The sequence below is a fragment of the Paenibacillus pseudetheri genome, from assembly GCF_924513355.1.
Taxonomy (GTDB): domain Bacteria; phylum Bacillota; class Bacilli; order Paenibacillales; family Paenibacillaceae; genus Paenibacillus_AQ; species Paenibacillus_AQ pseudetheri.
Genome location: NZ_CAKMAB010000007.1, coordinates 177,832 through 203,822, shown reverse-complemented (window position 1 = coordinate 203,822; position 25,991 = coordinate 177,832). Strand labels below are relative to the sequence as shown.

The window sequence follows — 25,991 nt, the reverse complement described above, 5'->3', positions numbered from 1 at the left end:
GCGGGCGGTAACGGTGCAGGCCGAACAGGAGTAAATCATAATTCGGGCAATAGCAACGGTAAAGATCATAAAGCATTGGGTGGTAAAAAGGGCGGCACCGGAAATAAAGGTAACACTGCTGCAGCTTCTGCCCGCGATATCGCACTTGATATACTGGTTAAGGTTGAACAGCAAGGGGCTTACAGCAACTTATTGTTGAACAGTAGTCTGCAGAAGTCTGCACTCAGCAGAGAAGATGCTGGACTAGTTACAGAGCTTGTCTATGGTACCATCTCTCGGATGAATACACTTGATTATGTGCTCGAGGAATTTGTTAGCAAAGGGATCGCTAAATTGCAGCCCTGGGTGCGTAATTTACTGCGTCTAAGCTTATATCAAATTATGTATTTGGATCGCATACCATCTCATGCAGCTGTAAACGAGGCTGTTAATATAGCTAAGAAAAAGGGCCATCAAGGGATTTCGGGTATGGTTAATGGCGTGCTTCGTAGTGTGCTGCGCGCTGGAGATTTACCGGTAATACCTGATGGATTGAGTCCTGCGAAGCGGATATCCATCCAGTATTCCCATCCTATATGGTTAGTGAAGCGCTGGATTACCGAGTATGGTGTTGACACTGCGGAAGCTATTTGCGCTGCTAACAATGAGCCGCCCGCTGTCAGTGTACGCGTAAATACTACGATGATCAGCCGTGAAGCCCTGTTGAGTCAGATGATTGAACAAGGTCTTCAAGCTTCTGCTTCTAAAGTAAGTCCTTATGGTATTGTTGTAAAAGGCGGCGGTAATCTGGCTCTTTCATCCTGGTACCGGGATGGATATTTATCAGTTCAGGATGAAAGCTCCATGCTTGTAGCTGAAGCGGTTGCACCTGAGCCTGGAATGAGAGTGCTTGACTGCTGCGCCGCGCCTGGGGGCAAAACAGCCCATATGGGCGAGCTGATGAAAGATGAAGGATCTATTTTCGCTAACGATCTGCATCCACATAAAGCTAAGCTTATCTCAGATCAAGCTGCACGTTTAGGTCTCGAAACCGTAGTAACAGGCAGTGCAGATGCACTGGAGCTGGAGCATACCTTAGAGCATCATTCCTTCGATAGAATTCTTCTGGATGCTCCTTGCTCTGGGCTCGGTGTAATCCGCCGTAAGCCAGATCTCAAATGGCGTAAGCAGCCTGAGGATGTTGCAAGTGTAGCATCACTGCAGGGTCAGCTGCTGCAGTCGGTTTCTAAACTGCTGAAACCGGGTGGTGTTCTGGTTTATAGTACCTGTACGACTGAACAAACGGAAAATAGTGAGGTCGTAGCTGCATTTTTGAAGCAAAATCCTGATTTCACTTCTATAACTTTTACTTCCCCGCTGTGGGGGAGATTGGAAGGTACCGCGCTGGCTGAAGGTGAGGGGATTCAGTTATTGCCACATCATTATGGCAGTGATGGGTTCTATATCTCCAAGCTTCAAAGAGTCTTGTAATATAGCAAATTTACTGACAATTGTTGTATCTTCCGCCCGCCGGGCTAACGTACGGCGGGCTATTTCTTTTACCGTTCTGAAATTTGTGTTAAAATAGGAAGAATGAGAAATAATACGCATATCCTTATGAAAGAACAGGTGCTAATAATAATGAAACCTTTAATATATGATTTTTCTTTAGAAGAGTTACAGCAATGGGCGAAAGATAACGGTGAGCCTGCTTTTCGTGGTGGACAGATTTTTGATTGGTTGTATGTAAAACGTGTAAGTGACTTCGAATCCATGAGCAATTTGTCTAAAGGACTTCGTCAGAAGCTGAACGAGCAATTCTCCATTGCAGCGCTCACTGAGATTACTAAAATGGAATCGAAAGATGGAACTGTAAAATTCCTGTTTGGATTGCATGATGATCATGCGATCGAGACAGTTATCATGAAACATAATTATGGCAATAGCGTTTGTGTAACTACTCAAGTAGGCTGCCGAATCGGCTGTACTTTCTGCGCCTCTACGCTTGGTGGATTGAAACGTGATTTGACAGCGGGTGAAATTGTAGCTCAGGTTGTACGCTCTCAACAGATCTTGGATGAGCGGGGGGAACGTGTCAGCAGTATTGTTATCATGGGTACTGGTGAGCCGTTTGAGAACTATGATGCAACAATGAGATTCTTGCGTCTAATGATTCATGAGAAAGGTCTAAATATCGGACAACGGCATATTACTGTTTCCACTAGCGGTATTGTGCCGAGCATTTATAAATTTGCAGAAGAAGATACACAGATAAATTTGGCGATTTCGATTCATGCACCTAACGACAAACTGCGTTCGAAGCTAATGCCGGTTAACCGCCGCTTTCCGTTTGATGATGTGATTGAATCTTTACGTTATTATCAAGCTAAGACGGGTCGACGTGTCAGCTTTGAGTATGCATTGATCGGCGGGGTGAATGATCAGCCGGAGCATGCTGAGGAATTAGCAGGTGTGCTTAAGAACATGCTGTGCCACGTCAATTTGATTCCAGTAAACCACGTGCCAGAGCGCAAATATGTACGTACTTCACGCAATGATATCTTTGAGTTTCAACGTATTTTGGCTGACAACGGCGTGAATGTTACCATTCGCCGTGAGCAAGGCCATGATATCGCGGCCGCATGCGGACAGCTGCGTGCCAAACATATGGAGTTGGGGTGAGGATATTTGATCAGAACAGTTCATGCCAGCGATATTGGCCGGGTGCGCTCTGTCAATGAGGATTCGGTCTGGATCGGCGCGACGCGCTACGGTTATACACTCGGCATAATTGCCGATGGGATGGGTGGACATCAGGCTGGTGAAACCGCGAGCAGGCTTGCTTTGGAGACGATGAGGAATACCCTAGACGGGCTCCTGCCTGAGCTTCAGGACGAAGCACTGCGTGATGCGTTATCAGCTGCTATTTTGGAAGCTAACAGCACTGTCTTCAAGGAGGCTTCCAGCGACGAGAAGTACCACAATATGGGTACTACTATCGTTGCTGCCCTGATGAATGGTTCAAACGGATATATTGGCCATATCGGAGACAGCAGAGCCTATTTAATAAAGGACAGTGCAGCAGTTCAATTAACCGAAGATCACACGCTAGTCAATGAGCTGTTCAAGAACGGTCAGATCAGTGTGGAGGAATTAGATAATCATCCAAGACGGAATGTGCTGACGAGAGCACTTGGAACAGATGCTGAGGTGCTGGTTGATTTAGCCCCTGTTACCCTGCTACCTGGGGAACTTTTGCTTCTGTGCAGTGATGGTTTAAGTAATTTTGTTAACAATGAGCATTTGGGCAAGGTAGCGGGAATACATGAGATACCGTTAGAGGAAAGAGCGGACCGCTTACTTCAGTTGGCACTGCTTGCTGGCGGCGGCGATAATATTAGCGTCGCTTTGTTAGAACATCATGGAGAGGCCGCTGTGCCCGAAACAAAGGAGTGGGATTGATGATCGGTCACGAACTGGGCGGCCGTTACCAAGTCATCGAACGGATCGGCGGAGGTGGAATGGCGCTCGTCTATAGAGCACATGACATTCTTTTAAACCGAAACGTCGCCATTAAAGTATTGCGTAATCAATTTGTGCATGACGAGGAATTTATCCGCCGTTTTAGGCGTGAGGCGCAATCAGCCGCATCTTTGTCTCATCCGAATGTGGTTAGTATTTACGATGTAGGACAAGAAGACGAAATTCATTATATTGTCATGGAATATATTGAGGGCAAGAATCTTAATGAAATTATAAAAGAACGAGCGCCATTACAGGTTGACGAGTCCGTAAGGATCGCTTCACAAATCTGTGATGCACTTGATCACGCTCATCAGAATCAAATTATTCATCGGGATATTAAACCACATAATATATTGATCGGGCGCAATGGCCGGGTGAAGGTAACGGATTTCGGTATTGCTCGTGCGGTAACATCTACTACCATTACTCAGACAGGCTCTGTAGTAGGTTCCGTTCATTATTTCTCACCAGAGCATGCTAAAGGTGTCTCAACAGGAGAGAAATCCGACCTGTATTCATTAGGGATTGTACTCTATCAAATGCTTACCGGAAGTCTTCCATTCTTAGGGGAGAGTCCGATTAGCGTAGCTCTAAAGCATCTGCAAGAAGAGTTTGAAGAACCAAGGCTCTTAAACCCACTTATTCCGCAAAGCGTTGAGAATGTAATTCTAAGATCGATGCGTAAAAATCCGGAGGAGCGCTATCAGTCTGCAAAGCAAATGCTGCAGGATTTAGAAACCTGCTTGTTGCCGGAGCGGCGTAGTGAAGCAAAGGTTCTCTTTAACGATGAGGAAGACGAAGATCGAACGCGGGTAATACCAGCGATTAAACCGATCCAAAGAAGCAATGGAAATCGTAATCATCGTCACGACCGGATGGATAATGATGAAGATGACGATGACGATCCGGTGCCTGTGAAAAAAGGTAAAAAACAATGGACTAAACCTGCATTATGGATTGGTCTAACTTTAGTGTTATTGCTGGCCATGGCCAGTCTCGTGTGGTACGTGAAATCCCAATTAGTTGTTCCGGAGGTATCGGTGCCTTACGTGGTCGGTAAACAGCTGGAACAAGCAAAGACTGAACTTGAGGATTTGGGGCTTGAGGTTGCTGATCCTATACTGTATGACTACAGTCCAAATTTCGAAGAGAATGTGGTCATGAAGCAAAGTAGGGAAAAGGACGCCAAAGTGAAAAAGGGAGCCTCCCTAATTTTGACTGTGAATACGGCGAAACCATTAACTAAGATGCCAAATGTAACGAACTACACTTTCGACGAAGCGGTTAAAGCGCTGATGGCAAAGGGTGTACCTCAGGATCAAATTAAGAATGCACCTCTCTTCGATGAAAATATGGAGGAGGGTAAGGTTATAAAGTCAGACCCAGCCTTTGACAGCGAGTTTGATCCAGAGACGATTTCAATCACCCTCTACGTTAGTAAAGGGGAAGAAAGTGTCACGATGCCAGACCTCATTGGTCAAACGGAGAGCGAAGCAAAGGCAACACTGGAAGCCAACAAGCTAGTGTTAGGTGATGTAAAGGAAGAATCCAGCTTCACAGTTGAAGAAGGGAAGGTAATGAAGACTTGGGCTTATGAAAAAGGTACCCCTGTTCCTCCTGGAACAGCGATTACTATTTACTTAAGTACAGGGTATCCACCTGAAGCCCTGAATTATACCTTTAATGTGCCAGTTGCTCCTGCTCAGGATGGAAAGAAGAGCAAGATTCGAATTGAGTTCGTTGATGCACGCAATAATGGTGAGAAACAAGATTGGGGAACGCGTACGATTGGAAAGAGTCAAGTGTTGTCCGTTAATCTGGTGCTTGCTCCGAATAAAGATGGTTCTGTTATTGTTACCCGAGATGGTGTACTTTTAGACACTTATGTGATCCCTTATATTGATGCGAAGAATGGCACGGTGCAGGAACCTGAGCCACCGACGGTTCCCACTCCGAAGCCGACTCAGACACCGATAGAACCGACACCTACTCCTGAACCGACCATTGAACCAGAGATTCTGCCTCCAAGTTCAGACAACGAAGGGTCTACTAATACTGGATCAGTCAATCAGACGGGATTCCTTACTAACAATTCGGTGAATAATGAATCGACCACTAATAGTAACAACATAATCAGTAATAAAAATGATGACAAGCATAATAATAAAAAAAACGACAAATCTAAAGATAAAAGCGATAATTAATCAGGGCAGAAGTGCTTGATAGTTGTGGCAGTGATGTGACCCGGGGATTTTCAAACTTGGGTCATTTTCGCAAAATCAGGAGAGGAAGGCTCACTATGTATGCCTGAAGGAATAATAGTAAAGGCGTTAAGCGGATATTATTACGTAAAACCGCTTCGCGAAGGATTAATTGCAACAGAGGAAGACTCAGTTCAATGCAGAGGCCGAGGCATACTTAAGAAAAAGGGGATCGCTCCTCTTGTAGGTGACCGCGTGATCTATATGCTGACTGAGCATGGTGAAGGGATGGTGGATGAGCTTCTCCCTAGAGAATCTGAGTTAATTCGTCCACCTGTAGCGAATGTAAGCCTTGCCGTTCTATTATTTTCTGTGCGGGAACCTGATATGAACCTGAATCTATTGGACAAGTTCCTAGTTCATATTGAGCACTCGGGACTGGAACCCTTAATAGTTCTGACCAAACAGGATTTGGCTAATGATAATGGTGAAGCCACTAAGTATGTTAAAGAGCTCTATGAAGATATTGGTTATGAAGTGATGGTTACAAGCTCAATTACAGGAGCTGGCAGTGATGAACTAAGAGAGCGGCTTACTGGTGGTATTAGTGTATTTGCCGGACAATCTGGGGTAGGAAAGTCGACCTTATTGAATCGTATTGTGCCAGGACTTAAACTGGAGACAGGTGAGATCAGCTTACGTCTGGGCCGTGGTCGTCATACTACCCGCCATGTAGAATTGATGGATATTGGCGGGGGCGGCTTTGTAGCGGATACCCCTGGTTTTAGTCAGCTTGATTTTCTTGAGCTTGGGGTTGAAGAGCTCTCTACTTGTTTCCGTGAATTTGCTAACTATGCTGGGGATTGTAAATTCCGTGGTTGTAGTCATCAGCATGAACCAGGCTGCCGAGTGATCGAGGCATGGAAAGCTGGGAATATCGCTGATAGCCGGTATGAACATTACAAATTATTTTTTAATGAAATGAAAGATAAAAAGCGGAGGTACTAAGTCATGATACGAATAGCACCATCTATATTGTCTGCCGATTTCGCAAGTTTAGGTTCAGAGGTTGCAGAAGCTGAGGTCAGTGGAGGGGATTGGATCCATGTGGATGTAATGGACGGTCATTTTGTGCCGAATATAACGCTTGGTCCACCAATCGTAAAAGCGGTCTCGTTACATACCAAACTTCCACTAGACGTTCACTTAATGATTGAGTCTCCAGAACGTTATATTTCTGATTTTGCTGCCGCAGGCGCTAGTGTGATTACTGTTCACGCTGAGGCTTGCGTCCATTTACACCGTGTGGTGCATCAGATCAAGGAATTGGGTCTTAAGGCAGGAGTAGCTATTAATCCGGGCACTCCGGCATCAGCGGTGCGTGAGGTGCTTGAGGATGTGGATATGGTTCTCGTGATGACCGTCAATCCTGGCTTTGGAGGTCAAGCATTCATTCCTAACACTTTGCGCAAAATTACTCAAATTAGAGAATGGGCGAATGAAGTCAATCCAGATCTACTTATTGAAGTCGATGGTGGTGTTTCGGAAGCTACAGCGCCATTGGTTGTCAGTGCAGGGGCGGATGTTTTGGTTGCAGGAAATGCAGTTTTTGGCCGGAGTGATCGTGCTGCAGCGATCCTTGAGATTCGAGAAGCAGCGGAAGCGGCACTTCGTTAAAAAAATAGGCTATTACGACTAAAGGTATAGGCCAAGTCCTTGACGCATAAATATGGTTACATGAGCAGAAATCTCATGTAGCCTTTTTTGTTTTGGCAGGGAGGACTGCAGTACGTTACCGTTAGAACAAGAAGAAAGTCTCCTGCGTACGGCATGAATTGATGGGAGGGTAAACCATGAAATTTTACACGTTTAAGCTGCCAAGGTTTTTGGGAGGTTTTGTTAAAGCGATTTTGAACACATTTCAGAAGAGTTGATTTTGGGTTTGGAACAGAAAAGAAAACATGAAAAAAAGCACCTTACAAATGTAAAGGGTGCTTTTTGCTTCATATGAGTGATCGCTCGGTCTTTAAAATTGCAAAAGACTAAACGCGTTCAACTTTACCGGCTTTCAAAGCACGGGTGCTGACGTACACGCGTTTTGGTTTACCGTTCACGAGGATACGGACCTTCTGAACGTTAACTCCCCAAGTACGACGGTTGCGGTTATTTGCGTGAGACACGTTGTTACCGCTGCTCGGTTTCTTGCCTGTTACTGCACATTTGCGGGACATAGATTACACCTCCTTATTCCTAACACCTGCATAAAACAATACTTATCTATAATATCACAGCAAATTTTGCTACGTCAACCGATTCAAAAACATTTATTTCTTTTAATACTTATAGTACAATGTAAATTAGTGCATTATGTCCTGTTAATCATAGAATGATTAGGCATGAAGTTAGGAAGGGGAATTCTCAATTGAGTAAGCGTTCTATAAACGGAACAGATTTTACCGCTATGGTATTGGCTGGAGCGGATAAGCTGCAACAGCATGCAGAACACGTCAATTCCCTAAATGTTTTTCCGGTTCCAGACGGAGATACCGGAACTAACATGAATTTGACGATGACCGCAGGTTCGAATGAATTGAAGAAAAATAATACAACGTCTGTCGGTCAATGTGCAGGTGTACTCTCTAAGGGCTTGTTAATGGGCGCACGGGGGAACTCCGGTGTTATTTTATCTCAATTGTTCAGAGGATTTAGCAGATCTGCAGCTCAACATGATGAGCTAAACACACAGCAATTTGCTGCTGCACTACAAAGTGGAGTGGACGCAGCCTATAAAGCAGTTGTAAAGCCTGTAGAAGGAACTATTCTTACAGTGGCTAAAGAGGCTGCAAGACATGCTGTCTACTATGCTCGCCGAACTACAGATGTTACAGAGCTCATGACAGAGGTATTGGCCAAAGCAAAGGAAGCCTTAGCCTATACGCCGGAACAATTGCCTGTCTTGAAGCAAGTCGGTGTCGTAGACTCTGGCGGTCAAGGACTGGTCTATATTTATGAAGGGTTTCACCAGCATCTGACGAGCGGAAGCTCCGGTGTGTCTCAACCTGTAAAAGGACAACCTCAGGCACCAGTCGTGCCAACACCGGTACCGGTGTTAAAGAAACCTGAAAGCGAACTGTCTTCTGTACAGTCTTCTGCACAATCACAGCTTTCTACAGAGGACATAGAATTTCTATATGATATGGAGTTCTTCATTAATCGCCAATTAGGTGGTAACGTGAGAACGGATTTTGATGAGGAAACCTTTAGGAAAGCGTTGTCAGTAAATGGTGATTCCATTATTGTAATTTCGGATGATGAAACCATTAAAGTGCATGTGCATTCCAAGGCTCCAGGTGAAGTTTTGAATCTGGCACTTCTCTATGGGGAAATTACGCAGATTCATATTCTCAATATGCGTGAGCAACACCGTGACTTGCTAACTGCAGGGATGGATATTGCACCTATGCCAGATGTTTTCGCTGATATGCCGGATGAACAGAGCCGTGTACAATCAGCTCCAGCCGAACCACCAGCAGATGATTTGGCACCTTACGGATTCATCGCAGTGTCATCAGGGGCTGGGATTGCAGATATTTTCAAAAGCCTCGGTGTGGATGTTGTCCTAGCTGGAGGTCAGACTATGAACCCTAGCACAGAGGATTTCGTGAACGCGATTTCTTCTATATCTGCGAAGCATGTATACATTCTGCCGAATAACTCCAATATTGTTCTTGCCGCTCAGCAAGCGAAAGATCTCTTGGAGGGCGAACGTGAGATTACGGTTATTCCAAGTAAAAGCATTCCTCAAGGGATCGCTGCAGCCTTTGCGTTCCAAGAAGAGGATTCCGTGGAGACTAATTCTGGGAACATGCTAGAAGCAATCTCACAGGTCAAGTCTGGACAAGTAACGAATGCTGTCCGTGACACAAGCTTTGATGATCTGGAGATTAAATCCGGGCAATTTATCGGAATTTCGAATTCCAAAATTGTCGCTGCCGCAGATGATCTGTTAGCTGCAAGTCAGGCCCTGCTGTCCAACATGCTTGAGAATGGTGATGAAATCGTTACGATCCTTATTGGAGCAGAGACTGATTCTGAGGTCACAGATTCCTTAAGCGAGTGGCTGGAAGAGACTTACCCGAATGTGGAAGTAGAGATTCATGAGGGTGGCCAACCCCTTTATTATTATCTTTTCTCCGTAGAGCCATAGGTAGATGCTGGGGTTCTATAACAGTTTAGGAGCAACTTGTTAATTACGTAGTTGGCAAAATTATAGTATGGGGGAGATAATCCATGAATCGTACCATTATCGTCACCGACAGCACATCTGATATCCCGCCAGCAATGGCGGAAACGTATGGCATTGAGGTCGTCCCTTTGACCTTGATGTTCGGCGAAGAGGCTTTCCGGGACAATCTGGATATGACGCCGGAGCAGTTCTATGAGCGACTTCCCCGCTCGTCACAGTTGCCGACTACTTCTCAACCCTCACCGGTTGAATACATGAATGTGTATCGAGATATTCTGGAACGTTACCCGGGAAGTCCTATCCTTTCGTTTCATATTTCTTCTGGACTGAGCGGTACGTACCAATCAGCATTATTGGCTAAATCGATGTTGGAGGAAGAGGGAGAAGGGATCACTGTAGTAGATTCTCTCTCCGCTTCTTACGGTTTTGGATTTATGGTAGTGGAAGCCGCCAGATTGGCTGCTGAAGATAAAAGTCCCGAAGCGATTCTTGAAGCTGTAGAGCTTCTACGCCAATCGCGTAAGCTTTACTTCTTGGTAGATACACTTGAATATTTACAAAAAGGCGGGAGAATCGGAAAGGCCTCGGCCATTCTGGGAACGCTTCTTAATATTAAGCCGATCCTGTCTATTGATGCAGAAGGAATAATATATGCGGTGGAGAAAGTTAGAGGCCGTAAGAAGGCTATTGCCCGTATGATTGAATTATTTAAAAAGGATATTCAAGGTGTAGACAAAATCAATGTGGCCGTGGGTCATACGGCTGAACCGGCTTCCGGTGAAGAGTTCCTGAAAGAGCTGTCAGGACATTTTACACTAGAAGAGAAAGTGCTGACGAACGTCGGCCCTGTCGTGGGCAGCCATGTCGGAAACGGTACATTAGCTGTATTCATTTGGCCTGCAAAATGAGGGATGAATATGACACTGTCATTAAATCAAATTGAAGTAAAAAACATAACTGGCGTGAGTGCTCAAAAGCAAAGCGAGCTTCACGCCTTTGGCGTCTTTACAGTAAAGGATTTATTAGAGTATTATCCGTTTCGTTATGAGGATTATCGACCACGTTCGCTGAGTGAAACCAAACATGGGGATAAAGTGACTACTGAGGCTAAAGTGATCGGTATCCCCGTACTGCAACGTTTTGGAGGTAAGTCACGACTTAGTTGTAAAATGGTTGCGGAGCCTTGGATGTTCACAGCTACATGGTTTAATCGTCATTACGTGCGTGAGCAACTTACTGTGGGACGAGAAATTGTACTCACAGGTAAATGGGATCAGAAGCGAAATCAAATTACAGTGACGGATTTTGAATTCCCCGATCGTGGGGAAGGGAAGACAGGGACACTACAGCCGGTCTATTCCGTCGGTGGAAAGATCACGCAGTCGTGGATCAGGAAAAGTATTAATCAGGCGCTTCAGCAGTATGGAGATCTAATTCCCGAAATACTACCACATTCTATTATGCGGCAATATGATTTTATGCCCCGTAAACGGGCGATTGCTACCATTCATAGGCCAGAGGATACACGTGAAGGCCAGCAGGGACGCCGCAGGATGGTGTATGAGGAGTTGTTTCTGTTCCAGTTGAAGATGCAGGCATTCCGGGTACTCAATCGTGGTAGGATGGATGGTGTAGTCCATACTGTGGATAACGCAACCGTACGCCAGTTTGTTCGCAGCTTACCTTTTGAGCTTACAGATGCTCAGAAACGAGTGGAGCTGGAGATCTTACATGATCTGCGATCACCATATTGCATGAATCGGCTGCTTCAAGGTGATGTGGGTTCCGGGAAAACGGTATTAGCAGCCGTGGCGCTTTTTGCTACCGTTCGATCAGGTTTTCAGGGTGCGCTTATGGTACCCACTGAGATCTTAGCAGAGCAGCATATGCGTTCACTTACGAAGATGTTTGAGCCGTTTGGAATTACGGTTGGTCTGTTAACAGGGAGTGTAACTGGACGGAAACGTAAAGATTTGTTAGCTTCACTACAAATGGGGATGCTCGATATTGTTGTAGGGACGCATGCATTGATTCAGGAGGATGTATTTTTCCGTGATCTGGGTCTTGTAGTTACGGACGAACAGCATCGGTTTGGTGTAAACCAGCGAGGTGTATTGCGGCGTAAAGGATATAATCCGGATGTACTTACGATGACTGCAACGCCTATTCCACGTACACTTGCGATCTCTGTTTTTGGAGATATGGATGTATCCACGCTGTCGGAAAGACCGAAAGGCCGAGTGCCAATAACTAGTTATTGGGTCAAGCACGATCTTATGGATCGTGTCCTGAATCTGATTAAGCGTGAAATAGAGCTGGGACGCCAGGCTTATCTGATCTGTCCGCTCATTGAAGAATCAGAGAAACTGGATGTGCAGAATGCTATAGATTTACATATTCAGATGAGCCAAGCTTTTCCTAGCTATAAAGTTGGGCTTTTGCATGGGAAAATGTCCCCTGCTGAAAAAGATGAAGTAATGCGTGCATTTTATAACAATGAACTGCAACTCCTAGTATCCACAACAGTTGTAGAGGTAGGTGTAGACGTCCCTAATGCTACGCTGATGATTATTATGGATGCAGACCGGTTCGGATTATCACAGCTGCACCAGCTTCGTGGACGGGTTGGTAGAGGCCAGCATGCCTCTTATTGTGTACTAGTTGCTGATCCGAAATCCGAAATTGGGCGTGAACGAATGACTGCCATGACGGACACCGATGATGGATTTGAGATTTCGCGGAGAGATTTGGAGCTGCGTGGTCCAGGTGATTTTTTTGGAACCAAGCAGAGTGGATTACCAGAGTTTCGCTTGGCGGATATGACGGCTGACTTTGAAGTGCTGGAGCAGGCGCGTGATGATGTGGCAGAGCTGCTAAAGGATGAGAAGTTCTGGACATCTCCTGAATATGCACCTCTTCGGCATTATTTACAAGGCGAGCAAATTTTCCAAGGGGAATTAATTGACTAAGTAGGCACATCTAGCTCCTAAGCCTCATATACTGTGAAAGATTGGATATGACGGGAGGTGCTACACTTGGGTTATCAACAATTCGGAATTAGCCCTCAGCTCGTGGAACGTATCAAGCTGAAGATGAAAAACGCGACTGTCAAAGATCGTATTAAAAATATGATTAACGGCGTCTCGAAACAAGAGCTACAGGACACGGCAGTTGTTCGCAGGTTGGTAAGGAATGCTTCAGGTGTACTGAACGAGAAATTGACCTCGACGCAGGAAGACCAAATTGTGAAATTTATAATCGCTCAGAAAATTGATCCAAACAACACCTTCCACTTGATTCGTTTGTGGGGAATGTTCCGTTAGGAAAGTCACTAGCGAGTATAGGGATAGGGTAGATCTGAGTTTTGATTCTCAGCTAGCTAAAGGAGTAGAGGCTGTCTCAAAAGTAGTGAATGCTACTTTTGAGACAGCTTCTTTTTTTGCAAATCTAAGGATGAATTCTAGGGAAAAGCAGACAAACTAACGCTGGCTGAAGAACACTGACTAGTGAACACAGACTAATTAACGCAAAGTAGCGCTCCCCCAATATACGGGAGAAACGCTATTTATCTTACGTGGAATAATAAAGGTTACCTTCCTTCCTATTCAGCTTACTCATCCTACTCACCATACTAATCGTACTGCCCTATTAGTTATGATGGCAGGTTACTCAATCTTTGATCACTGGCAGCTGATTTGAGCACAATTTGGCTGTCAGGGTCACAATTAAGGACGATGGTCCGCAATTGATGTTCTTCCATTTTGTTGATGAGACAAAATAATGTGCTCAGCTCTCCATTTTGCCCGGAGCCTTCAGCAAGCCCAACTTCTCGATTTAATGAGTTTTCGAGTGCTTCCTGGATATCCATACAACAATTGCTCGTAATCCATGCAGCGCGTGAATCGGATAACCCTCGGAGTGAGAATCTCACACCTTCGAAGGCCAACAAGTAAGCAATAATGGAGTACATGGCTTGCTCCCAGCCAAATAGTGTGCCTGCTATAAGCAAAATAGCACAATTCAGAATCATGATGACGACTTCGATTGACTTAGGTGGTCCACCACTCAGAAGTGAATATCCTTGATCACTTGCATGTTTGTTCACACCACCGAATCGGACAGATATACCGATACCGAGTCCTAAACAGATGCCACCTGCCATAGCAGCAGGTAAAGGATCACTAATCACTGCAGGAAAACGGTGGAGAGCAAGAGAAGCGATGGTCAAGCAAGCTAATCCTAGAACGGTATACAGAGCAAAGCGAAGATTCACTTGCTTTCGAGACATGAATATAAAAGGTAGATTGAATAGAAAAAGAAACAATCCCAGCCGCATTTCAGTGGTGTGAGCGAATAAAGCCGATAAGCCTGTGATTCCACCAACTACAAGCCCATGTGGTATGAGAAATAACTCTAATCCTACTGCGGCAAGTAGTGCTCCTGCAATAACGGTTAGAACTCGGAATACTGAAGTTTTACGTAGTTGTTTATGTTGTGTTGTCTTAGTCTGCAATGTTTTTCCTCCTTTAGCAGGGGAAACAACTTTATTCATTTTCGTAGGCAGCGACAGCTTTTGGGATAATTTTGCAGTGTGTCGTTTCTTTAATTTAAATACTTTATCCAACATTTTATAGATCCATTTTGATTCCTATGGTAGAAGAGACGACATGAAAGTCTAGCCTACATTTAGGTGTCTTATAATTATTTCGCTTTATTCGAATTTTTATCAATGGAAGTTCTAAATGCCTTTCAGCTAACATTCATTTAAGGCAGAGATGAACTTCGCATTGCGTGTTGATATTAGAAAGTGAGAAGTGAATTTTAACAGGTACAGTCGCAGTCGAAGCAAGAATTTATAGATCACAGGACGGAATACAAAAGAAAGCACAGGGAGTATCGCGGCTACCGCAATAGATTTAGTTCCCCACTGTTCAGTTATTTTGATGGCAGCTATTTGAGGAGTTATTTGGGGTACCGTCCTTACGGGAGCTATAAACTTTCGCTCGTAGCGTTCAATTTCGGTTGTCGTTGATTCTTGCTCCGTAGTGAATAATCCTCCAGACCAAACCGGTGGAAAAGAAAACATCATTCCCAGAATTAGGACTATACGAAGAAACCAAAGTAGTGACAAACGCGCTATATATTGCACCGAAATAACACCTCCCAACTGTATGTAGTATAAAAAGCATACCATACCTTTTCATTTGATTCCAAATTGTTTTGTGAAAAAAATTCATTTGAAAACGATGAAAACATGAAACCGAACGGGAAAAATGACGTATTCCGTAGAAAAGAAGACTTTTATTATCTTGTATCAGTCAGGAGGAATGAATTTGAGTGAATGGCAGGATTTTAACGGTTTTGATGAACAAAGCTTTTTCGGAAGTTTCATTCATGAGACGCCCCTATTTTTTAAACTATTTGCTTTGTTTATTCTTGGTGTTTTCGTTTTTATAATTTATAAATCAATTAGAAGCTGGATGTCCAACAATGCAAGTCCTTTGATAAAAGCTAGATCTAAAGCTGTGACGAAACGGACTGAGGTATGGGGTGGATCGGGTGAATCGAGCGCACATACTAGTTATTATGTGACATTTGAGTTTGAGGATGGTGGACGCTTGGAATTGCAGGTTAGAGATCAGGATTTCGGTCTGATTGTAGAAGGGGATCGAGGCGAACTTCTTTATCAAGGGACCAGATTCAAGAGCTTTGATCGAGTCAAGCAGACAGAACAGCTTAATTTCTAAAATTGTACATAACGTTCTAGAATCACCATGCCTTTTTTGGGTAAGACTCATATGAGAGGTTTTACCAGAATCTCAATCCCGGAAGGAGGCTATTGTCTTGAACTCAAATGATCCAAAATCGCAGGGGCAGGTACCTTTTCATACACTAAGTGAGGAAGAAGTGCTCAAAAGGCTGGAAACAAGGAAAGATGGTTTGTCTTCCGGTGAAGCCGCTAAACTTCTGGAGCAGTATGGGAAGAACGTACTTCAAGAAGCAAAAACCAAATCTCTGCTAGGAAAATTTATTGAACAATTTAAAAATGTAATGATCTTTATTTTGCTAGTGGCGGCAGTATTGTCTGGGGTTTTGGGAGAATGGACAGATACAGTCATTATTTTGTTGGTAGTCATCCTGAATGCGGTACTTGGCGTTATTCAGGAAAATAAGGCAGAGCAGGCGCTAGATGCCCTGAAAAGTATGTCCTCTCCGCATGCCAGGGTGCGACGTGGAGGTCAGGTCTCTGAGATTAAAAGTGAAGACCTCGTACCCGGGGATATCGTATTGCTGGAAGCTGGAAATGTAGTTCCGGCGGATATTAGGCTGTTAGAAGCTGCTTCATTGAAAACAGAGGAGGCCGCATTAACCGGAGAGTCATTGCCTTCAGAAAAGAAGGTAGGTGTGCTTGAGGGAAGCGATATTGTTATCGGGGATCGCACCAATATGGCTTATATGAGTAGCAATGTGACTTACGGCAGAGCGGTTGGTGTAGTCACAGCTACAGGAATGCAGACTGAAGTCGGCAGAATTGCTGGATTTATCTCCGAGGAAGAGAATGATGTAACACCGCTGCAAAAGAAACTGGATGAACTAGGAAAATATTTTACCTTTATTATTCTTGGAGTCTGTGTAGTCATTTTTGCCGTCGGAATATTTGAGGGTAGAGAGCTGCTGGATATGCTTCTCACCTCAATCTCACTTGCAGTAGCAGCGATTCCTGAAGGGCTGCCAGCAATTGTTACGATTATCTTGGCACTCGGAGTGCAGCGGATGGCTAAACGTAAAGCGATCATTCGCAAACTCCCCGCTGTAGAGACGCTCGGAAGCACCGAAATTATTTGCTCTGACAAGACAGGTACTTTGACACTGAACAAGATGACTGTTGAAAAAGTGCATGTCAATGGAACTACGAAAGAAGCTGCTGAAGGACTTGAAGGGACACCGGGTGGTGAGCTATTGATTCAGGCTATGACGCTTTGTAATGATTCCAGCATTGACGAAGGAAATTCCTCTGAAGAACCTGGAGGGAATGAAGGAGCTAAGGACCCACAAACTAAGAGTGGTAAAGCGATTATCGGGGATCCTACGGAAACATCGTTAGTGGACTACGCACTTAGTATAGGTACTGACAAAAGGGATTTAGAAAAGAAATTCCCACGTAAAAATGAACTGCCATTTGATTCCGATCGCAAACTGATGACGACGATTCATGAAATTGAAAATGGACATTATCGTGTGTTAACGAAAGGTGCACCAGATGTACTTTTGTCCAAATGTAGTCATATCTACGTGGACGGAGAGATCGTTCCTTTTAATGATGAACATTCACGACATATCATGGAAAGTAATACAATGCTTGCGAATGATGCACTGCGAGTGCTGGCATTTGCTTTCAGAGATGAACAGCATCTACCAACTAACCTCTCCCCGGAAGCTACGGAGAAAGAACTTGTATTTATCGGTTTAGTCGGTATGATTGATCCTCCACGAGAGGAAGTACGGGATGCGGTAGCAATCTGTCGTAAAGCGGGGATTAGACCTGTAATGATTACAGGAGATCATCGAGATACTGCAGCGGCCATTGCTAAAAGATTAGGTATTATCGAAGATGAGACAGGCGTAATGACTGGCAGTGAGCTGGATAAATTCAGTGAAGAGGAATTTGCTGAGAAAGTCACTAATTATTCGGTTTATGCACGTGTATCTCCTGAACATAAAGTTCGGATCGTTAAGGCATGGAGGAAAAAAGGGAAGATTGTTGCCATGACTGGTGACGGTGTGAATGATGCTCCTGCGCTTAAATCATCAGATATCGGCGTCGGGATGGGGATCACAGGAACGGATGTAGCTAAGGGCGTCTCAGACATGGTGCTAGCTGATGATAACTTTACGACCATAGTTGTTGCTGTTGAAGAAGGACGGAAGGTTTACAGCAATATCCGTAAGGCAATCCAGTTCCTACTCTCAGCCAATCTTGGGGAAGTGCTTACGCTATTCATTGCAACCATGATCGGCTGGCGTATACTCGAGCCAATTCATATTCTGTGGATTAATCTTGTTACCGATACCCTACCGGCACTAGCTCTTGGGCTTGAGAAGGCAGGGAATGATTTGATGTCGAAGAAACCCCGCAAAGCCAGTAGCAGTATCTTTGCTGGTGGCGTGGGAATCGGGATCATCTACCAGGGGATATTAGAGGCGGCGCTTACCCTGCTTGTATACCAGTGGGCACATACGCATTACAATGAGGGAATTGCGGTTACGATGGCTTTCGCCACATTAGGATTACTGCAAATCTCTCATGCGTTTAACGTCAGATCCAATACGAAATCGTTGTTCCAGATTGGCTGGTTCAGCAACCGGTATATGCTGTGGGCATCACTGATCTCCACACTTATGCTGGTGCTGGTGATCATCATCCCAGGACTGAATGACTGGTTTGGTGTCTCACATTTAAGCGGGTTACAGTGGGGAATTGTTATTGCTGCAGCACTGGCGATTATAGTGATTGTAGAGTTTGTAAAGCTGTTTGTACGTTTAAGTGGCAAGGGCAAGAACTGGGATTAAGAATACCGCCGCTATACTTCAACAAAGAAGCCTGAACCCTTCCATAGTGGAGGATTCAGGCTGTCTTTATAGGTGCCTTTCGTCAGTGAATGTGGGTTACAGAATACGCTGCATATGCAGGATTACGTTGCTCCAATACCCTGTGTCGAGATCACTGATCTGAACCCCGGGATCACCCCAGGTGTGAATGAACTTCCCATCCCCAATGTAAATACCGACATGCCCAGGTATAGCATCACTTTCAAACCGGCCTGGGACAGTGAAGAATATAAGATCGCCTACATCTAGTGAACTGCGTTGTACGCGAGAACCTATATTATCTTGATCCTTGGCTAGACGCGGTAAGTTTACACCGAATTGTTTGAATACATGCCTTGTAAAAGAAGAGCAATCAAATTTCTTAGTCTCTTCATAAGGCCCGGTACCGAATTCATAAGGCACTCCTAAAAATTTTTTGGCATAAGCAACTAATTCCTTCTTGTCTGCTTCAGAAATACTTTGAATTCGATATGGTTTAGCTTCATTTATTGATTTAGCAGATGGAGATTTTATAATGCTTTCATGATCGGTTGGTGTAGCAATGTTAATTTCACCAGACTGTGGATTCCAACCCACTTCCGTTTGAAGAAATTTAGATAAAGCTAAAGGTGTGATATAAATCTGGCCTTCTTGTCTTCTAGGTGCCTGCGGTAATGTGATTTTTTCCCCTAGGGAAAAGACCTGAGGAGAGCCTGGGCGAAGCATATACATAACATCACTGTAACCAATTTTGGTGTATCCACCATGAGTAGCATCATCTTTCATTCGATAGCCGAGTGAAGTAATCGCAGGTTTGAGTGGAATCCAGTACTTGCCTTGAGCATCTGTGATGGCGGACTTTTCATAATAACTTGAGGCTTGCATGCCATCGGGAGTTACGGCGTTTACCTTGGGTTTTTGTGATTTTGAAGAGTAACCGCATGCGGTACTTGATAAAACGGCAGCTAGTAATACAGTAGCAGTGGATAGTAATTTTTTGTGTTTATTAGGCATATGACACGCTCCATGTTCAAACTGTAGTTTAGTTTGTGCAGGGGGCTTTTTTTTATGTAATGAGGACCAAGGCAATCACTGTAAGACATAACCAAGTCCTTCCTATATTGGTGAGTTATGCGCTATAAAATTTGTGATCTCTGGAAGTAGGATAATTGATTGACGGATAAACAACCTCCATATAATATAGGTTTAATAGATTTCCATCATTATTGTGAGGTACGTGTAAGCTTATGCTTTAATGCTTTTATCAATAAAAGTGATAATGCTGAGTCGCTTACTTTGATGCACGCGTTAATATTCTAATGAAATGGGGTACTTTAATGAAAAAGAGAAACATTTTTGCGGGGTTAAGCTTATGCTTCATGCTAGTAGCTGCTGGCTGTGGAAACAATAACGCCGCTGTAAACTCAGGCAATGCAACAAACACTGGTAATGCGCCAACGAATGCTGGAACCGCTGATTCCAAAACGTACAAAATCGCAATTTCGCAATACGTAGAACATCCGTCACTTGATGCTACACGCGAAGGTATTCTTGCTGCTTTGAAGGATGCCGGGCTTGTTGAAGGAGAGAACCTGAAGGTTGACCTTGAGAATGCTCAAGCTGACCCAGCGAATAACTTGACCATTGCTCAGAAGATTGCTGCTGACACTAATGATTTGGTATTGGCTATTGCGACACCTTCTGCTCAATCGGTTGTTCAAGCGCTTAGCAAATCAAGTAAGGACACTCCGATACTATTCGCAGCAGTGACTGATCCACTCGATGCAAAGATTGTAACTGATCTAGAGCACCCAGGTGGAAATGTTTCTGGTGTATCAGACACGAATCCTGAAGCTATTAATAGATTAATGCAATTCATTGCTACTCAATTTCCTAATGTAAAGAAGCTGGGCATTGTTATCAATGAAGGTGAGCCGAATGCTGTAATTATGGCGGATATTGCTAAGAAAGAGCTGGATAAACATGGCATTGAGCTTGTGAAGGCTGCCATCACGAATACTTCTGAAGTAAAGCAAGCTGCTGAATCACTTGCAGGTCGCGTAGATGCATTCTACATTACTTTGGATAACACAGTAGTGAGTGCTGTTGATACGATCATTCAAACGGCTAATGATAAGAAAATCCCGTTCTTCTCCAGTGACCGGGATACCGTTGAAAAAGGCGCATTTGCAACCGTGGGCTTCAAATATTTCGATCATGGATACCAAGTTGGACAAATGGCAGTGGATATTCTGAAGAATGGTAAAAAGCCAGCAGATATGAAAGTAACGATGCAAGAAAAGCTCGATCTTATCCTTAACCTTAAAGCCGCTGCCGCACAAAGCATAGAAGTGACGGATGCGATGAAAAAAGAAGTTGCCGATCAAGCTAACAATATTATTCAATAAGACATTATATAGGGGCGATTCCATGAGGGCGCCCCTTGATGCTTGAAAGGAGAAGACTTCTATGTATGATTCAATGCTCGGGGCTGTGGAAATGGGGTTGCTCTATGCATTTATGGCTTTAGGGGTGTATATTACTTTTCGCATTTTGGATTTTCCTGATTTGACTGTAGATGGAAGCTTTACTACTGGTGGTGCTATTGCTGCCGTTATGATTACCAATGGTTATGCACCCTGGTTAGCCACGCTTGCTGCTATTGCAGGAGGGATGCTGGCAGGAATGTGTACGGGTCTACTACATACGAAGGGCAAGATTAATGGATTGTTATCCGGGATCCTAATGATGATCGCACTTTATTCCATCAATCTGAGAATTTTTGGCGGTAAGCCTAACTGGTCACTAATGGGTGATACCACGTTGTTCTCGTCCATCAATCCACTTCTTGTTCTTCCTTTTATTGTTTTATTTGTGAAAATTCTAATGGATTTATTCTTGCGCACTGATCTTGGGCTTGCTTTAAGGGCTACCGGAGATAATGCAAGAATGATCCGTAGTCTGGGTGTAAACACAGATAATACGACAATTCTCGGCGTCAGTTTATCCAACGGAATGGTGGCACTTTCAGGTGCATTGATCACTCAGTATTCCACTTTTGCGGATTCCTCAATGGGTATAGGGATGATTGTTATCGGCTTAGCTTCGGTAATCATTGGTGAAGCCATTTTCGGTGCTGGAAATGTATTCCGTGCGACGTTGGCTGTTGTTCTGGGATCTATTGTTTACCGAATCGTAGTTGCACTAGCCTTGTATGTACCATGGTTGAGACCTTCGGATCTTAAGCTGATTACGGCGATTATCGTTATTTTCGCACTTGTATTCCCATCGATTCAGCGTTTCTTGAAGCAGAAGAATATGGCGCGTAAACGTTCGCTTGAATTAGCTGAACAAGCGTTTAGCAGCAAGAGAGGAGGCACCATCGATGCTTAAACTGGATAACGTATCTAAGCTGTTTAATCCTGGGACACCGGATGAGAAGATCGCGCTACTTGGCATTGATTTGGAGCTTCTTCCCGGTGACTTTGTTACCATTATTGGAAGCAACGGCGCTGGTAAATCAACGCTAATGAACATTATTTCTGGTGTGATGAAGCCGGATCTTGGTTCAGCAAGTATTGAAGGGAATTCGATTAGCCATTTAGCAGAATATCAGCGCAGTCGCTGGATCGGACGGGTTTTTCAGGACCCGATGGCAGGTACGGCTCCACGGATGACGATTGAAGAGAATTTAGCGATGGCTTTTAAAAGAGGGAAGAGTAGAGGATTATCGTTTGGTGTAAATGCAGCGAGACGGACGATGTTTCGTGAGGAGTTAAGTCGTCTCGGGATTGGATTGGAGAATCGTCTGCGAGCTAAGGTAGGGTTATTATCTGGTGGGGAGAGACAAGCGCTGAGTTTGCTAATGGCAACCTTTACCCAGCCGCAAATCTTGTTATTAGACGAACATACAGCGGCACTTGATCCTTCACGAGCGGAGCTGATTACTAAACTGACAGAGTCTATTGTCCGTGAGATGAAGCTGACTACGCTTATGGTTACCCATAACATGGAGCAGGCTATACGTCTTGGCAATCGTCTTATCATGATGGATAAGGGCCGTATTATCCTTGATATTGATGAAACAAGGAAAAAGGATCTTACGGTAGAACGCCTGCTGGGAGAATTTGAGACTATCAGTGGTCATAAACTGGCGGATGATCGAATGATGCTTGGTTAGTCTTTTATAGGAGTGTCTTAGGCTCAGGATAAGGGCTTAAAGTGAATTCTGACTCTGTACATAGGCGGAGATTTGATCCTGCGGAAGCAATAGTTAACAGCCGTGGATTTTAATGGCAATGAAAGAGTTGGCTGAGACTGAGCAGATCCCCCTAATCGATTTGGCGGAGAAGAGTCGTAAACTTTTTGAAGCCTATGGAGTGGAAGGAACGAAGGATCTATTCATGTGGTCGTATCCGGGAGAATATATCTTGCATCCAGTTGGCGTACAAGACAATACACATTTTCAAATTTTAGGAGCCCGTCTGCTTACTGATCTTATTGTAGAGGGCATCCGTGAAGCCGGTTTAATTGATCTCATCATCCATCTTCGGCAAGGTGAATAAAAATAAATCTTTTGGGTAAGTAAGAACTATCGATTCAACCTCTGTATGCGAGGTTAAGGTTAAGGAAAGAACTTAACTGGAAGGCTTGCATGATAAGAAGGAGGATACTTTAACATGGCAGATAAGAAGCTGGAAGGTAAGGTAGCGATTGTAACAGGAGGTGGTTCCGGAATTGGACGAGCAACTGTGCTTGAGTTCGCTCGTAACGGGGCCAAAGTTGTGTTGCTAGATAGAACTGTTGAGAACGCAGAAAAGGTTAGAAAACAAGTGGAGAAAGAAGGCGGAGAAGCCCTCGTAATTGAATGCGATGTTGCTGAACCCCCGCAAGTGGAAGCTGCCATTAACAAGGCGGCCGCAAAATGGGGTCGTCTTGATGTTGTTTTTGCTAACGCAGGGATTAATGGAGCCATGACGCCTATTGAAACGATGGATATTGAGTCTTGGGACCAGACGATTCACATCAACCTTCGTGGAACCTTTGCGACTGTTAAATATGCGATACCGCATCTAAAAGAAAGCGGTGGCAGCATCCTGATTAACAGCTCCATTAACGGAAATCGTGTATTTTCTAACATCGGTTTTTCTGCGTACAGTACGACAAAAGCAGGTCAGGTTGCTTTTATGAAAATGGCAGCATTAGAATTGGCTCAGTTTAAAATTCGCGTAAATGCGATCTGTCCTGGGGCAATTAAGACCAATATAGATGACAACACTTTTCCATCCGAGGATCTCAAAGAGGTAAAGATCCCTGTTGAATTTCCGGAAGGGGATCAACCGCTAGAGGAAGGTCCCGGGCGTCCTGATCAAGTTGCGAAGCTGGCACTTTTTCTGGCCTCCGAGGACTCCGATCATATTACAGGGACTGAGATTTATTGTGACGGAGCAGAATCGTTGCTCCATGGTTAAATAATCTTTCACCAAAAAACGGATTCTATCCTCTTCGTTATGCGGATTTTATTAGCTGTCTGCGCATATACATGGAGGATAGGAGTTCCGTTTTTTGCTTTAAAATAAAGCTAATCATAATCTCCGTTTTCCGTTATAATGGAGTATCTGTGGAGAAGGGAGAATGAACTATGGATTTTCATATTGAATCATTAATTAAACTGCTAGTGGCCATGCTGTTCGGGCTGTTCATCGGGATTGACCGACAGATCAAGCAGAAACCGCTGGGGATTCGGACCAGTATGGTCATTAGTATTGCCTCTTGTCTTGTAACTGTAGTGTCTATTCATGCTTTTGATAAGTTTGCAGGTCCAGAGCATCCAAATATGGATCCGATGCGCCTCGCTGCTCAAATTGTCAGTGGGATAGGGTTCTTGGGCGCTGGGGTTATCCTGCGTAGAGGCGGTGATGCGATATCAGGTTTGACCTCGGCAGCACTCATCTGGACAGCTTCGGGAATTGGTATAGCTGTGGGAGCAGGATTCTATATTGAAGCAGCCTATGCGGTAATTCTTTTAATGTTTGCGGTGAATTTGGTTCCTCATTTAATTCGTTCGATTGGTCCTGAAGTGCTTAACAAGCATGAAGTTTCGGTGAGAATCATCATGGAAGCTAATTTTGTACTTACTGAAGTGATCCAAAAAATTGAGAGACCTCAGGTTAGTACCCAACGAAGTACTAGAAGTCCATCCCGGGCGATCCGCAGAATGAAAATTAAGGATTTGGAAGATGGAAGACAAATGATCGATATGGTGATCTCAGCACCGGATAAAGATTACGCAACAGAGATCTATTATGATGTGAAGAAAATTGATCATGTCATGAGCGTTGAAGTGGAACAGCTGTAAAGAAGGGCATGTCACGTCATGAACAGATGTGGTAATCTATCAAGTAGAGACAATTATCAGACACTGGAAGGGAGAACACATTATTATGTCTATCACAGCCTATGAAGGACAATATGAAGGGGAAGCAGCCATCTGGTTGAAAGCTGGCCGTTATGAAGCAGCTATCCTACCAGGCATCGGTGGCAACTTGATCTGTTTCCGTGATACCGAAAACGGTTACCGTTTCTTGCATGAACCGGGAGCTGATGAAATGGAAGCCTTCAAAGCAAGTCCTGGTATCCATGGTATTCCTGTATTATTTCCTCCGAATCGTTATGAAGATGGCAAATTTCCTTGGAATGGTCAAACTTATCAACTTCCAGTAAATGAAGTCGCAACGGGCAACCATTTACATGGTTTTTTACATACGGCAGCTTGGGAAGTAGAAGAGTTCGGTAGCGGTAAGACCGAAAGCTTCGTAACTGTATTCATCAAAGTGGATGAGAACCATCCTTCTTATCAACACTTGCCGTTTAAATACACAATGAAACTACGGTATACCCTTGGTGAAGGTGGCTTAACTCAACAGGTACAAGTACACAATGATGGTGATGAAGTGATGCCTTGCTTGTTGGCATTCCATACTGCGATTAATGCACCATTTGCACCAGGTAGCACACCACAAGACTACCTTGTAAAAGCAACCATTGGTAATCGCTGGGAATTGAATGACCGTATGCTGCCGACTGGTAAATTCCAAGACCTGGAGCCGGGTGAAGCTCAGCTTCGTGATGAAGGTGTGAATCCTTATTTCGCTTCGATGGACAACCACTACACAGCTGTAGCTCAGAATGGACGTAACCGGATGGAGCTTACCGACAGCAAAGCTGGAGTCACTTTAGTATATGACGTAGGGACTTCATACAAGCAGTGGATGATTTGGAATAATGGTGCTTCTGAGCAGTTCTTCTGCCCAGAGCCGCAAATCAACTTGGTTAATGCACCAATGGTAGATCTGCCAGCGGATGAGATCGGCTTATTCAGTCTCAAACCAGGCGAGTATTGGGATGAAAGCAGTCGTCTGTACGTGAAATAGTGTTCATGTGAATAATAA

24 protein-coding genes are annotated in these 25,991 nt (G+C 44.3%); 20 read left to right on the top strand and 4 right to left on the bottom strand.

Annotated elements, in window-relative coordinates; genetic code table 11:
* Window positions 1-75: 75 nt before the first annotated feature.
* From rsmB to spoVM, 7 genes are all read left to right on the top strand, one after another.
* Window positions 76-1,470 (top strand): 16S rRNA (cytosine(967)-C(5))-methyltransferase RsmB, encoded by a 1,395-nt coding sequence (gene rsmB, locus L1028_RS09135; RefSeq protein WP_234533186.1) that lies wholly within the window; start codon window positions 76-78, stop codon window positions 1,468-1,470.
* Between the two features lie 150 nt (window positions 1,471-1,620).
* Window positions 1,621-2,661: a dual-specificity RNA methyltransferase RlmN gene (gene rlmN / locus L1028_RS09130; RefSeq protein ID WP_042187390.1), complete on the top strand. Its 1,041-nt coding sequence runs from the start codon at window positions 1,621-1,623 to the stop codon at window positions 2,659-2,661.
* 6 nt (window positions 2,662-2,667) lie between these two features.
* A complete protein-coding gene (locus tag L1028_RS09125) occupies window positions 2,668-3,441 on the top strand; it encodes a Stp1/IreP family PP2C-type Ser/Thr phosphatase (protein ID WP_234533153.1) in 774 nt (257 codons plus the stop codon).
* Window positions 3,441-5,708 (top strand): Stk1 family PASTA domain-containing Ser/Thr kinase, encoded by a 2,268-nt coding sequence (gene pknB / locus L1028_RS09120; RefSeq protein ID WP_234533152.1) that lies wholly within the window; start codon window positions 3,441-3,443, stop codon window positions 5,706-5,708. The genes L1028_RS09125 and pknB overlap by 1 nt, the downstream gene beginning before the upstream one ends.
* Window positions 5,709-5,807: 99 nt before the next feature.
* Window positions 5,808-6,713 (top strand): ribosome small subunit-dependent GTPase A, encoded by a 906-nt coding sequence (gene rsgA, locus L1028_RS09115; protein WP_234533151.1) that lies wholly within the window; start codon window positions 5,808-5,810, stop codon window positions 6,711-6,713.
* Between the two features lie 3 nt (window positions 6,714-6,716).
* Window positions 6,717-7,382: a ribulose-phosphate 3-epimerase gene (gene rpe / locus L1028_RS09110; RefSeq protein ID WP_094868549.1), complete on the top strand. Its 666-nt coding sequence runs from the start codon at window positions 6,717-6,719 to the stop codon at window positions 7,380-7,382.
* Window positions 7,383-7,558: 176 nt separating this feature from the next.
* Window positions 7,559-7,639, top strand: a complete 81-nt coding sequence (spoVM, locus tag L1028_RS09105) for a stage V sporulation protein SpoVM (protein ID WP_020431362.1) — start codon at window positions 7,559-7,561, stop codon at window positions 7,637-7,639.
* Window positions 7,640-7,747: 108 nt separating this feature from the next.
* Here the strand turns inward: spoVM and rpmB are convergent, their stop codons facing one another.
* The gene (rpmB, locus tag L1028_RS09100; protein ID WP_042187400.1) at window positions 7,748-7,936 is read right to left on the bottom strand and encodes a 50S ribosomal protein L28; all 189 of its coding nucleotides are present in this window, start codon (window positions 7,934-7,936) and stop codon (window positions 7,748-7,750) included.
* 191 nt (window positions 7,937-8,127) lie between these two features.
* Between rpmB and L1028_RS09095 the strand changes: the two genes are divergently transcribed.
* The 4 genes from L1028_RS09095 (at window position 8,128) to L1028_RS09080 (ending at window position 13,274) form a co-directional block, all read left to right on the top strand.
* The gene (locus tag L1028_RS09095) at window positions 8,128-9,912 is read left to right on the top strand and encodes a DAK2 domain-containing protein (protein WP_234533150.1); all 1,785 of its coding nucleotides are present in this window, start codon (window positions 8,128-8,130) and stop codon (window positions 9,910-9,912) included.
* Window positions 9,913-9,995: 83 nt separating this feature from the next.
* Window positions 9,996-10,859, top strand: coding sequence for a DegV family protein (locus L1028_RS09090; RefSeq protein ID WP_234533149.1), 864 nt, complete (start codon window positions 9,996-9,998; stop codon window positions 10,857-10,859).
* 9 nt (window positions 10,860-10,868) lie between these two features.
* On the top strand, window positions 10,869-12,920 hold the full coding sequence (gene recG / locus L1028_RS09085) for an ATP-dependent DNA helicase RecG (RefSeq protein ID WP_234533148.1): 2,052 nt from the start codon (window positions 10,869-10,871) through the stop codon (window positions 12,918-12,920).
* 66 nt (window positions 12,921-12,986) lie between these two features.
* Entirely contained in the window at window positions 12,987-13,274 is a 288-nt protein-coding gene (locus L1028_RS09080) for a stage VI sporulation protein F (protein ID WP_042187408.1), read from the top strand.
* Window positions 13,275-13,603: 329 nt separating this feature from the next.
* On the opposite strand, the gene L1028_RS09075 is transcribed toward L1028_RS09080, so the two are convergent.
* Window positions 13,604-14,464, bottom strand: coding sequence for a YitT family protein (locus L1028_RS09075; protein ID WP_234533147.1), 861 nt, complete (start codon window positions 14,462-14,464; stop codon window positions 13,604-13,606).
* A gap of 240 nt (window positions 14,465-14,704) precedes the next feature.
* A complete protein-coding gene (locus L1028_RS09070) occupies window positions 14,705-15,100 on the bottom strand; it encodes a hypothetical protein (protein WP_234533146.1) in 396 nt (131 codons plus the stop codon).
* 184 nt (window positions 15,101-15,284) lie between these two features.
* Between L1028_RS09070 and L1028_RS09065 the strand changes: the two genes are divergently transcribed.
* Together L1028_RS09065 and L1028_RS09060 are read left to right on the top strand one after the other, a co-directional pair.
* Window positions 15,285-15,698 carry a DUF2500 domain-containing protein gene (locus tag L1028_RS09065; protein ID WP_234533145.1) on the top strand — a complete coding sequence of 138 codons (414 nt, stop codon included), beginning with the start codon at window positions 15,285-15,287 and terminating at the stop codon, window positions 15,696-15,698.
* Between the two features lie 97 nt (window positions 15,699-15,795).
* Entirely contained in the window at window positions 15,796-18,522 is a 2,727-nt protein-coding gene (locus L1028_RS09060; protein WP_234533144.1) for a calcium-translocating P-type ATPase, SERCA-type, read from the top strand.
* A 96-nt stretch (window positions 18,523-18,618) separates the two neighbouring features.
* Here L1028_RS09060 and L1028_RS09055 read toward each other — a convergent pair whose 3' ends face one another.
* Window positions 18,619-19,554 (bottom strand): C40 family peptidase, encoded by a 936-nt coding sequence (locus L1028_RS09055; RefSeq protein ID WP_234533143.1) that lies wholly within the window; start codon window positions 19,552-19,554, stop codon window positions 18,619-18,621.
* Between the two features lie 323 nt (window positions 19,555-19,877).
* On the opposite strand from L1028_RS09055, the gene L1028_RS09050 reads away from it, so the two are divergent.
* The 7 genes from L1028_RS09050 (at window position 19,878) to L1028_RS09020 (ending at window position 25,973) form a co-directional block, all read left to right on the top strand.
* A complete protein-coding gene (locus L1028_RS09050; protein WP_234533141.1) occupies window positions 19,878-20,948 on the top strand; it encodes an ABC transporter substrate-binding protein in 1,071 nt (356 codons plus the stop codon).
* A 61-nt stretch (window positions 20,949-21,009) separates the two neighbouring features.
* Window positions 21,010-21,933 carry an ABC transporter permease gene (locus L1028_RS09045; RefSeq protein ID WP_076282900.1) on the top strand — a complete coding sequence of 308 codons (924 nt, stop codon included), beginning with the start codon at window positions 21,010-21,012 and terminating at the stop codon, window positions 21,931-21,933.
* A complete protein-coding gene (locus L1028_RS09040) occupies window positions 21,926-22,720 on the top strand; it encodes an ABC transporter ATP-binding protein (protein WP_042187421.1) in 795 nt (264 codons plus the stop codon). Before L1028_RS09045 ends, L1028_RS09040 begins: the two co-directional genes overlap by 8 nt.
* Window positions 22,721-22,832: 112 nt before the next feature.
* Window positions 22,833-23,105 carry an SGNH/GDSL hydrolase family protein gene (locus L1028_RS09035; protein ID WP_234533139.1) on the top strand — a complete coding sequence of 91 codons (273 nt, stop codon included), beginning with the start codon at window positions 22,833-22,835 and terminating at the stop codon, window positions 23,103-23,105.
* Between the two features lie 114 nt (window positions 23,106-23,219).
* Window positions 23,220-24,011 (top strand): SDR family oxidoreductase, encoded by a 792-nt coding sequence (locus L1028_RS09030; RefSeq protein WP_234533138.1) that lies wholly within the window; start codon window positions 23,220-23,222, stop codon window positions 24,009-24,011.
* A gap of 170 nt (window positions 24,012-24,181) precedes the next feature.
* Window positions 24,182-24,898 carry an MgtC/SapB family protein gene (locus L1028_RS09025; protein WP_042126933.1) on the top strand — a complete coding sequence of 239 codons (717 nt, stop codon included), beginning with the start codon at window positions 24,182-24,184 and terminating at the stop codon, window positions 24,896-24,898.
* An 85-nt stretch (window positions 24,899-24,983) separates the two neighbouring features.
* Entirely contained in the window at window positions 24,984-25,973 is a 990-nt protein-coding gene (locus tag L1028_RS09020) for an aldose 1-epimerase (RefSeq protein WP_234533136.1), read from the top strand.
* Window positions 25,974-25,991: the final 18 nt, after the last annotated feature.

Coding starts and splice junctions, on each gene's coding strand:
- L1028_RS09050 (WP_234533141.1), top strand. CDS start 19,878: ATGAAAAAGAGAAACATTTTTGCGGGGTTAAGCTTATGCTTCATGCTA.
- L1028_RS09025 (WP_042126933.1), top strand. CDS start 24,182: ATGGATTTTCATATTGAATCATTAATTAAACTGCTAGTGGCCATGCTG.
- L1028_RS09045 (WP_076282900.1), top strand. CDS start 21,010: ATGTATGATTCAATGCTCGGGGCTGTGGAAATGGGGTTGCTCTATGCA.
- rsgA (WP_234533151.1), top strand. CDS start 5,808: ATGCCTGAAGGAATAATAGTAAAGGCGTTAAGCGGATATTATTACGTA.
- rpe (WP_094868549.1), top strand. CDS start 6,717: ATGATACGAATAGCACCATCTATATTGTCTGCCGATTTCGCAAGTTTA.
- L1028_RS09035 (WP_234533139.1), top strand. CDS start 22,833: ATGGCAATGAAAGAGTTGGCTGAGACTGAGCAGATCCCCCTAATCGAT.
- L1028_RS09020 (WP_234533136.1), top strand. CDS start 24,984: ATGTCTATCACAGCCTATGAAGGACAATATGAAGGGGAAGCAGCCATC.
- L1028_RS09040 (WP_042187421.1), top strand. CDS start 21,926: ATGCTTAAACTGGATAACGTATCTAAGCTGTTTAATCCTGGGACACCG.
- L1028_RS09055 (WP_234533143.1), bottom strand. CDS start 19,554: ATGCCTAATAAACACAAAAAATTACTATCCACTGCTACTGTATTACTA.
- pknB (WP_234533152.1), top strand. CDS start 3,441: ATGATCGGTCACGAACTGGGCGGCCGTTACCAAGTCATCGAACGGATC.
- L1028_RS09030 (WP_234533138.1), top strand. CDS start 23,220: ATGGCAGATAAGAAGCTGGAAGGTAAGGTAGCGATTGTAACAGGAGGT.
- rpmB (WP_042187400.1), bottom strand. CDS start 7,936: ATGTCCCGCAAATGTGCAGTAACAGGCAAGAAACCGAGCAGCGGTAAC.
- spoVM (WP_020431362.1), top strand. CDS start 7,559: ATGAAATTTTACACGTTTAAGCTGCCAAGGTTTTTGGGAGGTTTTGTT.
- L1028_RS09090 (WP_234533149.1), top strand. CDS start 9,996: ATGAATCGTACCATTATCGTCACCGACAGCACATCTGATATCCCGCCA.
- recG (WP_234533148.1), top strand. CDS start 10,869: ATGACACTGTCATTAAATCAAATTGAAGTAAAAAACATAACTGGCGTG.
- rlmN (WP_042187390.1), top strand. CDS start 1,621: ATGAAACCTTTAATATATGATTTTTCTTTAGAAGAGTTACAGCAATGG.